Annotated in this window: 10 protein-coding genes and 2 pseudogenes; 5 read left to right on the top strand and 7 right to left on the bottom strand. The window is 70.9% G+C overall.

From position 1 onward, the window contains the following. Positions 1 to 23: 23 nt before the first annotated feature. Positions 24 to 995 carry a zinc-binding dehydrogenase gene (locus tag QE412_RS14235; RefSeq protein WP_307485158.1) on the top strand — a complete coding sequence of 324 codons (972 nt, stop codon included), beginning with the start codon at positions 24 to 26 and terminating at the stop codon, positions 993 to 995. A gap of 190 nt (positions 996 to 1,185) precedes the next feature. Here QE412_RS14235 and QE412_RS14230 read toward each other — a convergent pair whose 3' ends face one another. The 3 genes from QE412_RS14230 to QE412_RS14220 form a co-directional block, all read right to left on the bottom strand. Next, complete coding sequence (locus tag QE412_RS14230; RefSeq protein ID WP_307485155.1) at positions 1,186 to 1,665, bottom strand: NUDIX domain-containing protein; 480 nt, start codon at positions 1,663 to 1,665, stop codon at positions 1,186 to 1,188. Further along, complete coding sequence (locus QE412_RS14225; RefSeq protein ID WP_307485152.1) at positions 1,662 to 3,341, bottom strand: DUF4407 domain-containing protein; 1,680 nt, start codon at positions 3,339 to 3,341, stop codon at positions 1,662 to 1,664. The genes QE412_RS14230 and QE412_RS14225 overlap by 4 nt, the downstream gene beginning before the upstream one ends. A gap of 299 nt (positions 3,342 to 3,640) precedes the next feature. Next, positions 3,641 to 4,654 carry an aldo/keto reductase family protein gene (locus QE412_RS14220; RefSeq protein WP_307485149.1) on the bottom strand — a complete coding sequence of 338 codons (1,014 nt, stop codon included), beginning with the start codon at positions 4,652 to 4,654 and terminating at the stop codon, positions 3,641 to 3,643. Between the two features lie 132 nt (positions 4,655 to 4,786). Between QE412_RS14220 and QE412_RS14215 the strand changes: the two are divergent. Then, positions 4,787 to 6,160, top strand: a pseudogene (locus QE412_RS14215) (glutamate decarboxylase). Between the two features lie 284 nt (positions 6,161 to 6,444). Here QE412_RS14215 and rlmN read toward each other — a convergent pair. Continuing rightward, positions 6,445 to 7,782, bottom strand: a complete 1,338-nt coding sequence (gene rlmN / locus QE412_RS14210; protein ID WP_307485145.1) for a 23S rRNA (adenine(2503)-C(2))-methyltransferase RlmN — start codon at positions 7,780 to 7,782, stop codon at positions 6,445 to 6,447. A gap of 433 nt (positions 7,783 to 8,215) precedes the next feature. Between rlmN and QE412_RS14205 the strand changes: the two genes are divergently transcribed. From QE412_RS14205 to QE412_RS14200, 3 genes and pseudogenes are all read left to right on the top strand, one after another. After that, positions 8,216 to 9,052 carry a Cof-type HAD-IIB family hydrolase gene (locus tag QE412_RS14205; protein ID WP_307485142.1) on the top strand — a complete coding sequence of 279 codons (837 nt, stop codon included), beginning with the start codon at positions 8,216 to 8,218 and terminating at the stop codon, positions 9,050 to 9,052. 202 nt (positions 9,053 to 9,254) lie between these two features. Beyond that, positions 9,255 to 9,350: pseudogene (locus tag QE412_RS17770) on the top strand (hypothetical protein); the annotation flags it as partial. A 38-nt stretch (positions 9,351 to 9,388) separates the two neighbouring features. Further along, positions 9,389 to 9,700, top strand: a complete 312-nt coding sequence (locus QE412_RS14200) for a hypothetical protein (RefSeq protein WP_307485139.1) — start codon at positions 9,389 to 9,391, stop codon at positions 9,698 to 9,700. Positions 9,701 to 9,733: 33 nt separating this feature from the next. Here QE412_RS14200 and QE412_RS14195 read toward each other — a convergent pair whose 3' ends face one another. Genes QE412_RS14195 through QE412_RS14185 form a run of 3 tightly spaced genes read right to left on the bottom strand, consistent with a single transcriptional unit; the run spans position 9,734 to position 12,095 of the window. Continuing rightward, positions 9,734 to 10,564, bottom strand: coding sequence for an SDR family oxidoreductase (locus QE412_RS14195; protein ID WP_307485136.1), 831 nt, complete (start codon positions 10,562 to 10,564; stop codon positions 9,734 to 9,736). Next, positions 10,561 to 11,337, bottom strand: coding sequence for an enoyl-CoA hydratase/isomerase family protein (locus QE412_RS14190; protein ID WP_307485133.1), 777 nt, complete (start codon positions 11,335 to 11,337; stop codon positions 10,561 to 10,563). The genes QE412_RS14195 and QE412_RS14190 overlap by 4 nt, the downstream gene beginning before the upstream one ends. Then, positions 11,334 to 12,095, bottom strand: a complete 762-nt coding sequence (locus tag QE412_RS14185; RefSeq protein WP_307485130.1) for an SDR family NAD(P)-dependent oxidoreductase — start codon at positions 12,093 to 12,095, stop codon at positions 11,334 to 11,336. The genes QE412_RS14190 and QE412_RS14185 overlap by 4 nt, the downstream gene beginning before the upstream one ends. Positions 12,096 to 12,125: the final 30 nt, after the last annotated feature.

Raw genomic sequence — 12,125 nt, 5'->3', positions numbered from 1 at the left:
ACAAAATAACCACAGGAGGAACCATGCGCGCGATCATCCACCACGAGTTCGGCGAACCGGCCGACGTCCTCGGCGTCGAAGAGGTCGAGACCCCGGCCCCCGGCCCCGGCGAGGTGCGCCTGCGCGTGATCCTCTCGCCCATCCACAACCACGACCTGTGGACCATCCGCGGCACCTACGGCTTCAAGCCCGAGCTCCCCGCCCGCGCCGGCACCGAAGCCGTCGGCGTGGTGGATGCCGTCGGCGAGGGCGTCTCGCTCGAGATCGGCCAGCGCGTCGCCACCGGTGGCACCTTCGGCGTGTGGGCCGAGTACGTCATCGCCCCGGCCGCCGGCCTCATCCCCGTCTCCGACGCCCTGCCCGACGAGGTCGCCGCGCAGCTCGTCGCGATGCCCTTCAGCGCCATCAGCCTGCTGCACTCGCTCGACCTGAAGCCGGGCGACTGGATCGTGCAGAACACCGCCAACGGGGCCGTGGGGCGCATGGTCGCGCAGATCGCGAGAGCCCGCGGCATCCACGTCATCGGTCTCGTGCGACGCCAGAGCGCCGTCGAGGAACTGGCTTCACAGGGCATCGACAACGTCGTGTCGACGGATGCCGACGACTGGCGCGACACGGCCCTCGCCCTCGCCGAGGGGGCTCGTATCGTCGCGGGCGTCGACTCGGTCGGCGGTCCCGCAGCGGGCCAGGTGCTGTCGCTGCTCAGCGAGAACGGCACGCTCGTCATCTTCGGCTCGATGGGCGCCGGAAAGCTCGAGCTCGGCGCGGGCGACATCATCTTCCGCCAGGCCACCGTGAAGGGCTTCTGGGGCAGCGTCGTCAGCAAGACGATGGATGCCGACACCCGCGGCGCCCTGTTCGGCGAACTGTCGCGTTACCTCGCCGACGGCACCGTGACCCTCCCGGTCGCTGCGACCTTCGGCCTCGACGACGTGCGCGAGGCCATGGTCGCGAGCGACTCGCCCCGGGTCGGCAAGGTGCTGCTGCGCCCCTGAGCCGTGTGCTTCCGCCCCGGCTGTGGTCGGGGCCCCACCCACCGTTGAGTGTCCAGGACACGCCGCACGCGGCCGGCGCCAAGCGGCGTGTCTTGGACACTCAACGTCTCCGGGCGGCGGCACCCGCTCCTCGACGTCTCCGGGCGGCGTCGGGCGCGGGTGACGCCGTCGAGCGCGTTTCGCAGACGCGTCAGGCGCCGGGCAGCGCCTCGAGGGCGGCGGCGAGCGCGTCGAGAGCGGGGCGTTGGCCCTTCACGAGCGCGTCGCGCGCGGCATCCAGAGCCATCCATTCGACGCGGTCGACCTCGGGGAACGACGCGCGCTTGCCCGACCGCGGCGGCCATTCCATCTCGAACTCGCCGAACACGAGGTCGGTCGCCGTGAACCCGGAACCGTCGCCCGCGAATACGACGACCTTCTTGCCCGATGAGTAGGCGAAGGTACCGAGCTCAGCCCACTCGACCTCGGGCGGCTCGACGCCGAGCTCCTCGCGGAACTCGCGGCGGGCGGCATCCAGAGCACCTTCGGCGTCGGGGTCGTACTCTCCCTTGGGGAGCGACCAGGCACCGGCGTCTTTCTTCGCCCAGAACGGCCCGCCCATGTGCGCGACGAGCACCTCGGGCGCGGGCGTCAGCCGGTACAGCAGCAGGCCCGCGCTCCAGACGGTCACGACGCGGTCGCCGCGGGAACCCGGGCCGCCTCGTCGGCGATCACGTCGGCGCGCTTGCGGAACGTGCGCGCCGTGACACGGTCGAGCGCGATCTGGCCGCGCATTCTCTCGGCCTTCTCGTACAACGAGGGGCCGCCGAAGCCGGTGAGCACCTTCACCAGCACGGGCAACAGCTCGATCATGAAGAACAGCGCGGCGATGAGGTAGTGCGCCCAACGCAGGACCGGCTCGCGATCCGACAGGCGTTCAAGGGCCGTGATCTGGCTCAGCAGGCCCACGGCGCCCGCGTTGCCGTCGGCGACGGATGCCGCGCGCGCGTTGTACGCGGCCAGTGCCGACTCGTACTGGGCCCGAGCCGCGGGCAGTTGGTCTTCGGCCTGCTGCTTGTTCTGTCCGGCGGAGGATGCCGCGGACTCGGCTCCCGCGGTGTTGGCGGCCGCGAGCGTGGACTGGGCCTGCTGCAGCTGCGTCGACAGCGCGTCGTACGCCGCCTGCGCCTGGGCCAACTGTGCCTGCGCGGCATCCGAGCTCGCCCCGTTGCCGGCGACCCCGGTGCAGCCGGGAACGGTGCCGGCGCCCTGGCCGGTCAGCTCGCACTGATACACCGCTCGCGCCTGATCGATCACGCTCTGCTGCGCAGCGAGCTGCTGCGTGAGCTGGTCGACGGTCTGCTGGGCAGCCGCGGACTCCGCCGACGTCGACGACGTGCCGGTGACGATGCCGGTCGCGGCCTGGTTCTCGAGCGCCGACACCTGGGCGCTGGCGGCGTCGAGCGCTTGCTTCTCGGGGCCGTTGGTCACGGCGTCCTGGTCGCTCAACGCCTGCGTGACGTTGGTGGAGTTCACCTCGCGGGCGATGTCGTTCTGGAAGACCTGCAGCACCAGCGGCTCCGCCACGACGATGCCGATCAGCGCCGCCATGATCACGCGCGGGAAGGCCAGCCCGAGCAGGCGGAAGATGTTCTTGGTCGAGCGCATCGTCGAGGTGAGGAAGCGGTCGAGGTTGAAGATGATGAGGCCCCACACCAGGGCCAGCGGGATCGCGAGGAAGATGCTGACGCGCACGCCCGTGAGCAGTGCGAACATCATCGACAGCGCCGACACGAGAGCGGTACCCGCCAGCACGAGGAACATCTGCACGAAGCGCGGCACCTCTTCGGGCACCTCGTCGAGCACGTCGTTGTCGGCGCCACCGAGCACGGCCATGCGCCGAACGAGCGACAGTCGGGGGCGGCGAGGGTCGTGGCGACGCAGGCGCGGCTGGCGGGGCTCGGACGCCACGGGAGCGGGCGTCACCGCGGGCGGCTCCGTCACGCCCTCGGCCGATGAGGCGTCGAGTTGCGCGTCGTTTCCGGTCTCGCGGTCGAGCGGGAGCGTCTCGTCACGGTCGAGGGGGCCAGTGTCGTCCCGGTCGAGCGGGAGCGTCTCGTCGCGCTCGAGCGAGGCGGTGCGCTCGAGCGGGGCGGCGCGCTCGTCGACGAACGGGTCTGCCGGTTCGTCGCCGGAGCGCGGGGCACCCCACGGTTCGGCGGAGTGATCCTGCGGCGCTGCTTCGGGCTTCGCCGCGTTCTGCGCGGCGAGGATGTCGTCGAGATACTGCTCGCGTTCCTCGTCCGTCGTGAACTCGATTCGGCCGTCGGAGCCGAAACGGCCGGGCCGGTGAGCGGAAAAGGACATTCGCACAGGGTACGACGCGTTCCCTGCCGCACCCTGTGCGGGGCCTGAGGCGCAGCCGAGCGGGCACTCAACGGCCGCGATCGGACATCGTCGGGTGAGATCGCCGTCTCTCGTCGAAGCCGCACTCGTCGGGATGCAATCGCGTGCGCCCTCGACGAGAATGCGATCTCGTCACCCACGCCTTCGGCCACGGGGCCGGGCCGGGCGCGCCCGGCCCGCACTCGACGCCGCGCCCGCAGGCCCCGCCGGACACGCGAGAGCGGGCCGAACGCCGTCACCCGACCCGCCCCGCGCCGCGCTCAGACCAGACGCTGCTTCGGCGACACCTCGTACGTGTTCTCGGGGTCGGAGAACACCGCGTCGCCGAGCGCCTCGTCGATCGCGGCGAGGATGCCGGCATCCAGGGTCACGCCCGACGCCTTCACGGTGTCGGCGAGCTGCTCGGGGCGCGAGGCGCCCACGAGGGCCGCGGCGATGTTCGGATTCTGCAGCACCCACGCGATCGCGAGCTGCGGCAGGCTGAGCCCGGCCTCGTCGGCGATGGGCTTGAGCCGCTGCACGGCCTCGAGCACGTCGTCGCGCAGGAACCGCTTGATGAACGTGGCGCCGCTCTTCTCGTCGGTCGCGCGCGAGCCCTCGGGCACGGGCTGCCCCGGCAGGTACTTGCCGCTGAGCACGCCCTGCGCCATCGGCGACCAGACGATCTGCGAGATGCCGAGCTCCTCACTGGTCGGCACGACCTTGCCCTCGATCACGCGCCACAGCATCGAGTACTGCGGCTGGTTCGAGATGAGCTGGATGCCGAGCTGCGTGGCGAGCGCGTGGCCCTCGCGCAGCTGCTCGGCGGTCCACTCCGACACCCCGATGTAGAGCGCCTTGCCCTGGCGAACCACGTCGGCAAAGGCCTGGAACGTCTCTTCGAGCGGGGTCTCGTAGTCGAAACGGTGCGCCTGGTAGAGGTCGACGTAGTCGGTGCCGAGGCGCTTCAGCGACCCGTTGATGGAGTCCATGATGTGCTTGCGGCTGAGCCCGGTGTCGTTCGGACCCATGGGGCCGGTGGGGAAGTACACCTTCGTGAAGATCTCGAGCGACTCGCGGCGCTGGCCCTCGAGGGCCTTGCCGAGCACCGTCTCCGCCGCCGTGTTGGCGTACGTGTCGGCGGTGTCGAACGTCGTGATCCCGGCGTCGAGCGCGGCGTGCACCGTCGCGATCGCGGCGTCGTCACCGACCTGCGAGCCGTGGGTCACCCAGTTGCCGAGGGTGATCTCCGAGATCTTGAATCCACTGTTTCCGAGGTAGCGATAACCGACCATTCCTCCACGCTAGACCCGACCACCGACACCGGGGCCGCGGCATCCGGAATCCACGGATGCGCGAGGCCGCCCCGTTCTGCCAGGCTCGGTGAGAGCGCGCCGGTCGGCGTCGCACCGACGGAGGACACCGCCATGACCCACCGACCCGACGACGCCCTCACGCCCGTCTTCGACCGCGCCGGAGAGGCCACGCGCCGCCCCCGCGACCGTTTTCCGCGCACCCCGGAGCTGCCCGAGACGGCGTACCAGATCGTGCACGACGAGATGATGCTCGACGGCAACGCGCGCATGAACCTCGCGACCTTCGTCGGCACCTGGATGGACGAGCACGCCGACCGCCTGTACGCCGACGCGTACGACAAGAACATGATCGACAAGGACGAGTACCCGCGCACCGCCGAGATCGAGCGGACGTGCTGGCGCATGCTCGCCGACCTCTGGCACGCCCCCTCGGTCGACGGGGCGGCGGGCACCTCGACGATCGGCTCGTCCGAGGCGTGCATGCTCGGCGGCCTCGCGCTGAAGCGCCGCTGGCAGCACGCGCGGCGCGCCGCCGGGACCTCGACCGAGAAGCCCAACCTCGTCATGAGCAGCGCGGTGCAGGTCTGCTGGGAGAAGTTCTGCAACTACTGGGACGTCGAGGCCCGCTACGTCCCCGTCACCGACGAGCACCCGGTGTTCGACGGCCACGACCTCGCCGACTACGTCGACGAGAACACGATCGGCGTCGTCGCCATCCTCGGCGTGACCTACACGGGGGCGTACGAGCCCGTGGCATCCATCTCCCGGGCTCTGGATGCCATCGAGCAGACGACCGGCCTCGACATCGCGATCCACGTCGACGGCGCCTCGGGCGCGATGGTCGCGCCGTTCCTCCGGCCCGAGCTGGAGTGGGACTTCCGGCTGGAGCGCGTGCACTCGATCTCGACCTCGGGGCACAAGTACGGCGGCGTCTACCCCGGTGTCGGGTGGATCGTCTGGCGCGAGTAGAAGTGGCTGCCCGAAGACCTCGTGTTCCGGGTCAGCTACCTCGGCGGCGACATGCCCACCTTCGCGCTGAACTTCTCGCGCCCCGGAGCCCAGGTGCTGCTGCAGTTCTACCTGTTCCTGCGCCTCGGCTTCGAGGGGTACGCGACCGTGCAGCGGGGGCTGCAGAAGGTCGCGCTGCACCTGTCGCACGGCATCGGTGCGATGGGCCCGTTCGAGCTGATCAGCGACGGCAGCGACCTGCCGGTGTTCGCGTGGCGTATGCGGCCGGGGTACACCGAGAACTGGAACCTGTACCACCTGTCCGACCGCCTGCGCATGCACGGGTGGCTCGTCCCGGCGTATCCGCTCCCCGACGACATGTCCGACCGCACGGTGCAGCGGATCGTGGTCCGGGCCGGGCTGAGCCTCGACATGGCCGACGACCTGCTCGACGACATCCGCACCGAGGTCTCATACCTGGACAAGCTGCAGTCGCCGATGCCGATCGAGGGCACGGGCCCCGGTTTCCACCACTGAGCCGGGTGCGCTCTCCCCTCTGACTTCGGGCGTATGCACGCGCGGGAGGCTCGCCGGCGTGCGAGTGGCCGAAGTCACCGGGAGGTGCGGCGGGGGCGCGGCGAGCGGGCGCGGCCCCGAAGCCTCGTCTCCAGGATGCCGAGCTCGATCGCGCGCGTCACGGCGCGGGTGCGTTCCGGCACGCCGCGCGACGCACCCGACGGCCAAGCCCGGGGCGCCGCGCCGTCCGACACGACCACACCGGCCGACACGGCCGTCCCGCGCCACCGTTCCCCCGCGCCGGCTCAGCCGACGGGTGTCGCCGCGGCGGCGACCTCGTCCTCCTCGGTCGCGACGAGCTGGCCGCAGGCCCCGTCGATCTCTTTGCCGCGGGTGTCGCGGAGGGTGGTCGGGATGCCGGCGTCGTTGAGGCGCCGCACGAACTCGTTCTGCACGGGCACCTCGGATGCCGTCCAGATCGAGCCCGGGGTCGGGTTCAGCGGAATGGGGTTCACGTGCACCCAGCCGCGACCGCGGGCGTTGAGCTTGTCGGCCAGCAGGTCGGCGCGCCAGGCGTGGTCGTTCATGTCTTTGATCAGGGCATACTCGATCGACACGCGGCGCCCGGTCTTGTCGAAGTAGGCGCGCGCGGCATCCAGGGCCTCATCGACCTTCCAGCGGGAGTTCACCGGGATCAGCTCGTCGCGGAGGCCATCGTCGGGGGCGTGCAGCGACAGGGCGAAGGTCACCGGGATGTCCTCGTCGGCGAGCTTCTTGATGGCGGGCACCAGGCCGACGGTCGAGACCGTGATGCCGCGGGCGCTCATGCCGAGGCCGTGCTCCTTGTCGACCATGACCCGCACGGCCTGCATGACGCGGGCGTAGTTGGCGAGCGGCTCCCCCATGCCCATGAAGACGATGTTCGACACCCGGTCGAGCGAGTGATCGTCGCGCTTCTTGCCGCCGAGGCCGCCGGCGGCGATGAGGGCGTTGGCCCGCACGATCTGCTCGATGATCTCGGCCGCCGACATGTTGCGGGTCAGGCCCGCCTGCCCGGTGGCGCAGAACGGGCAGTTCATGCCGCAGCCGGCCTGGCTCGACACGCACAGCGTGATGCGGCCGGGGTAACGCATGAGCACGGACTCGACGAGGGCCCCGTCGTGCAGCTTCCAGAGGAATTTGATGGTGTCGCCGCGGTCGGTCTCGAGCCGGCGCACCTCGGTGAGCAGCGGCGGCAGCATCCCTGCGACGAGCTCTTCGCGACCGGATGCCGGAAGGTCGGTCATGTCGGCGGCATCCGAGGTGTAGTGCGTGAAGTAGTGCTTCTCGAGCTGCTTCGCCCGGAAGCCGGGAAGGCCGAGCTCCTTGACCTTCTCGACGCGCTCGGCGGCGGTGAGGTCGGCGAGGTGCACGGGCGGTTTGCCGCGCTTGGGGCTGGCGAACTGCAGGAGGGGGCGACCGGTCTCGTCCTTGGCCTGCTGCCAGCCCTCAGTCTGGGGGCGGACCTGTCGCCCGGCCTTGGGGCGGGTCTCGCGGATGCCGGTGCTCTTCGGCGTCGTCTCGCGGATGCCGGTGTCGGCCGGCGCCCCCGCGGGGCGCGCCTGCCGGGGTGTGGTGGTGCGCACGGGGGGCTGGTCAGTCATGGTTTCCAGGGTACCGGGGCGCGCCTGCACCGCGGCTGGGCGCGTCGATACGCGCCGCGCCGCACAACTCCGGCAGATCCGCCCCCGAAGCGGCGCCCACGGCACAGACCCGACGTCGTGCAGGAGTCGTGCACCGCACCCGTCGTCGGCGCCCGACCCGTCGCCCACGTCACCGATATGCGAAAGGCATCAGCTACCGCATCGTTTCGCTCTTCGCCAGCGCCCGCATCGCTCGAGGGAGCAAGCGATACGGTTTTATCTACGCTGACCGCAACGACGACGGCACCGGAACGCCCGAGCGCTCCTGGAAGACGTCGTTCCCCGGGGTGCGGCGACGTCATCCGCGCCGACGGCGCGTCACTCACGCGCTGATCCCCCCGACCGGATCGACCCCGAGTCCCCACGGCCCGGGTCGGTCCCCTTTTGGAGACACATGACCCGCATCGCCTTCCTCGACGTCGACGGCACGATCCTCGAGCACGGCTCGGTGATCGCCCCCACAACGGCGACCGCGATCCGTCGCGCTCGCGCGAACGGCCACCTCGTGTGGCTGTGCACGGGCCGCGCCGAGGGCGACATCCACCCCGACGTGAAGGCGATCGGCTTCGACGGCGCGATCAGCAATGGCGGCGCCTTCATCACTCGCGGCGACGAGCTCATCGCCGAGCACCCCATGCCGCGCGCCCACCTCGACGTTCTCGAGCGGTACTTCGAGGCCCACGGCATCCACTACTTCCTTCAGACGCACGAAGCGGTGTTCGCCAGCGCCGGCGCCCACGAGCGGATGAGCTCCTTCCTCCGCACCCGCGCGGCCGAACTCGCCGCGCACGGGACGCCCGCGAAGCCGCCGGTGACGCCCGCACCCCGCACTCGCCCGCTCGACGAAGTCGACCGCGACCGCGTCGCCAAGGCGGTTTTCATCAGCCCGTCGATCGACACCGTCTCGCACGCGGCGACCGAACTCGGGGCCGGCTTCCACGTCATCCCGGGGTCGATCCCGCTCCCCGGCGGCTCGAACGGAGAGATCGGCCCGGCGGGTGTCACGAAGGGCTCGGCGATCCTCGAGGTGCTCGCCGCGCTGGGCCTGTCGGCGACGGATGCCATCGGCATCGGCGACAGCTGGAACGACGTCGAGATGTTCGAGGTCGTCGGCACCCCCGTCGCGATGGGCAACGCCGTGCCCGAGCTGCAGCGCCTCGCCGGCCGGGTCACGACCGCCGTACTGGACGACGGCGTGCACAACGCTTTCGCGGATCTGGGGCTGATCTGAGGCGTGCCCCGGCGTCTCGACGGAGGAGAGCCGCGCGCAGGCGTCTTCGTCTTTGGTCAGCGCTACCTCAGTGAAGACCGCATCACCGGTCGTCGGTTCTCGCTCAGGATGTTCATGCGCACCACTCCCCTTCCCTCCCCGCGGCCGCCTCGTCGCCGCCGTCATCATCGGCATCCTGGCCTGGAATCGCCGTCTGCACGGGATGCGGCTCATCCTCGTCGGCGTCGAGGTCTCGGCTTTCGCGACCGCGCTGACCAGAACCGTGCTGACACGCGCAGAGATCCGCGACGTCAGCGTGGCGTACACGCGGCTGGTGGGCAGTCTGGGCGGGTCGTCGTGGGCGGTCACCGGCACGAGCGGTCTGATCGCGCCGGCGGCCGCATCGTGGCCGCCGGCGCCCCCTCGGACATCGTCGATGAGAACCTGGTGCGCGAGGTCTTCGGCATCGACGCCGTCGTGATCCCCGATCCCGCGTCCGGAACGCCCCTGGTCTCTCCCCTCGGCCGGCATCACCAGAGCACGTCGTTCTCGCGCTCCTTCGAGGGCGCGAACGACGGCAGCGGAGATCGCGCCCCATGCATAAACGCGATCCGCGCGCATAAACGCGAGGAAACCGCGTTTCTGTGCGTGGATCGCGTTTATGCGTGAGTGGCGCCCCCGCGCCGCACCCGCGGCCGCGCCTCAGTCGAGGAAGACGTCGGGGTACAACGCCTCGTCCGGCGTCCCGGGCACCGCGGCATAGCCCGAGAAGTCGGTCACGCCCGCGCGCCCGAGCACCTCCTCGACGATGAGCGTCTGGCCGGTCAGCTCGCGCGAGGGCGCACACAGCACCTCATAGGCGGCATCCGCGTAGATCTCGGGCGTGCGCGAGACCGCCATGAGCCGGTCGCCGCCGATGACGTTCTGCACCGCCGCGGTGGCGATCGTCGTGCGCGGCCACAGCGTGTTCGCCGCGATCCCGTCCGAGGCGAACTCCGACGCAAGCCCCAGCGTCGCCATCGTCATGCCGAACTTCGCGAGGCTGTACCCGGTGTGCGCGCCGAGCCACTTCGGCGTGACGTTCAGCGGGGGCGAGAGCGACAGGATGTGCGGGTTCGCGGCCTCCCGCAGTTGCGGCACGGCCGCGCGCGAGAGCAGGAACGTGCCGCGCACGTTGACATCCTGCATGAGGTCGTACTTCTTCGTCGCGAGATCGAGCGAGCCCGACAGGTCGATGACGCTGGCGTTGTTGACGACGACGTCGATGCCGCCGAACTCCCCCACCGTCCGCGTGACCGCCTCGGTGATGGATGCCTCGTCGCGCACGTCGCCGACGATGGGCAGCGCCTGCCCGCCCGCCGCCCGGATCGCCTCGGCCGCGGTGTGCACCGTGCCCTCGAGCTTCGGGTGCGGGGTGTCGGTCTTGGCCAGCAGCGCGATGTTGGCGCCGTCGCGCGCGGCGCGCAGGGCGATCGCCAGGCCGATGCCGCGGCTGCCGCCCGACAGGAGAATGGTCTTTCCCGAGAGCGTCATGAGCGTCCTTTCGCAGAGGCGGCGGCGAAGGCCGCGACGCGCGCCTTCGCCTCGGGGGTGTCGAAGGCGGCGCCGATCGTGGCGGCCTCGTCGGCGAGGTTCTCGGCGAACGTCCGCCCGGCTCCCGCTCGCACCAGACGCGTCGCCTGCCCGAACGCCGCTGTCGCCCCGTCCAGCCAGAAGCGCGCGATCTCCTCCACCCGTGGAACCAGCTCTCCGGATGCCACGACCTCGGCGACCAGCCCCCATTCCAGCGCCTCGGTGGCCGAGAGCATCCGGTCCTGCAGCAGCAGTTGCAGCGCACGCCGCTGTCCGATCGCTGCGGGCAGCAGCGTCGAGACGCCGAGATCGGGGGTGAGCCCGATGTTCGCGTACCGGCTGACGAACCGCGCGTTCTCGCTCGCCACGACGTAGTCGGCGGTGAGCATGAGGCCGAGTCCCCCGCCCGCGACGGCACCCCGGACGGCCGCGACCATCGGCAGCGGCGCCTCGGCGAAGGTGCGGATGCCGTCGTGGATCGCCTCGGCGGTCGCGGTCACCTCCGCGCCCGACGATCCGCTCGTCGCCATGGCCACGACGTCACCGCCCGCGCAGAAGGCGGGACCGTTGGCATCCAGGATGACCGCGCCCACCGCGGTATCGGAGGTGACCTCGTGGGCGACCTCGCGCCAGCGCGCTGCCATCGGAAAGTTCATCGTATTGAGTGAGGCGGGGCGGTCGAGAGTGATGCGGGCGAGCCCGTTCTCCACCTGGAGCAGGATGCCGTCGGTCATTTCGGGGCCATCCGGATCGCGCCGTCGAGGCGGATCGTCTCGCCGTTCAGATAGCCGTTGTCGACGATCGCGAGCACAAGACGGGCGTACTCATCGGGGGCACCGAGGCGCGAGGGATATGGCACCTGCTGGCCGAGAGAGTCCTGCGCCGCGTGCGGCAGCCCCTTCAGCATCGGCGTCTCCATGATGCCCGGGGCGATCGTGACCACCCGGATGCCGTGGCGCGCGAGCTCGCGCGCGATCGGCAGCGTCATCGCGTGGACGCCGCCCTTGCTGGCGGAGTAGGCGGGCTGCCCGATCTGCCCGTCGAAGGCCGCGACGCTGGCCGTGTTCACGATGACGCCGCGGTCACCGCCCTCGACCGGGTCGGCCTTCGCCATCACCGCCGACGCCTGGGCGATGACGTTGTACGTGCCGACGAGGTTGACGCGGATGACGCGCTCGAAATCGCCGAGCGCAGACGGCGCGCCGTCGCGGTCGAGAACCTTCGCCGGGGGCGCGATCCCCGCGCAATTGACGACGACGCGCAGGGGTCCGGCCGACGCGGCGAGTGCGGCTGCGGCGGCGACCGCGGCGGCATCGGTCACATCGGCGGGAGCGAACGAGCCGCCGAGCTCCGCGGCGACGGTCTCGCCCGGCGAGGTGGGCAGGTCGACGATCGTGACCCGCGCCCCGGCTTCGGTCAGTCGGTGCGCCGCGGCCAGCCCGAGTCCCGATGCACCGCCCGTCACGAGGGCGGAGGCTCCTCTGATGTCCATGCATTCTCCCTCGAACCTGAAACTCAGTGC

This window comes from Microbacterium trichothecenolyticum, assembly GCF_030818955.1.
Classification (GTDB): domain Bacteria; phylum Actinomycetota; class Actinomycetes; order Actinomycetales; family Microbacteriaceae; genus Microbacterium; species Microbacterium trichothecenolyticum_B.
This window is presented reverse-complemented; position numbering and strand designations above follow the sequence as displayed.

Bases quoted from the DNA above. Each gene is read 5' to 3' on its own strand.
- QE412_RS14235 (WP_307485158.1), top strand. From the start codon at position 24: ATGCGCGCGATCATCCACCACGAGTTCGGCGAACCGGCCGACGTCCTC.
- QE412_RS14225 (WP_307485152.1), bottom strand. From the start codon at position 3,341: ATGTCCTTTTCCGCTCACCGGCCCGGCCGTTTCGGCTCCGACGGCCGA.
- QE412_RS14220 (WP_307485149.1), bottom strand. From the start codon at position 4,654: ATGGTCGGTTATCGCTACCTCGGAAACAGTGGATTCAAGATCTCGGAG.
- rlmN (WP_307485145.1), bottom strand. From the start codon at position 7,782: ATGACTGACCAGCCCCCCGTGCGCACCACCACACCCCGGCAGGCGCGC.
- QE412_RS14205 (WP_307485142.1), top strand. From the start codon at position 8,216: ATGACCCGCATCGCCTTCCTCGACGTCGACGGCACGATCCTCGAGCAC.
- QE412_RS14195 (WP_307485136.1), bottom strand. From the start codon at position 10,564: ATGACGCTCTCGGGAAAGACCATTCTCCTGTCGGGCGGCAGCCGCGGC.
- QE412_RS14190 (WP_307485133.1), bottom strand. From the start codon at position 11,337: ATGACCGACGGCATCCTGCTCCAGGTGGAGAACGGGCTCGCCCGCATC.
- QE412_RS14185 (WP_307485130.1), bottom strand. From the start codon at position 12,095: ATGGACATCAGAGGAGCCTCCGCCCTCGTGACGGGCGGTGCATCGGGA.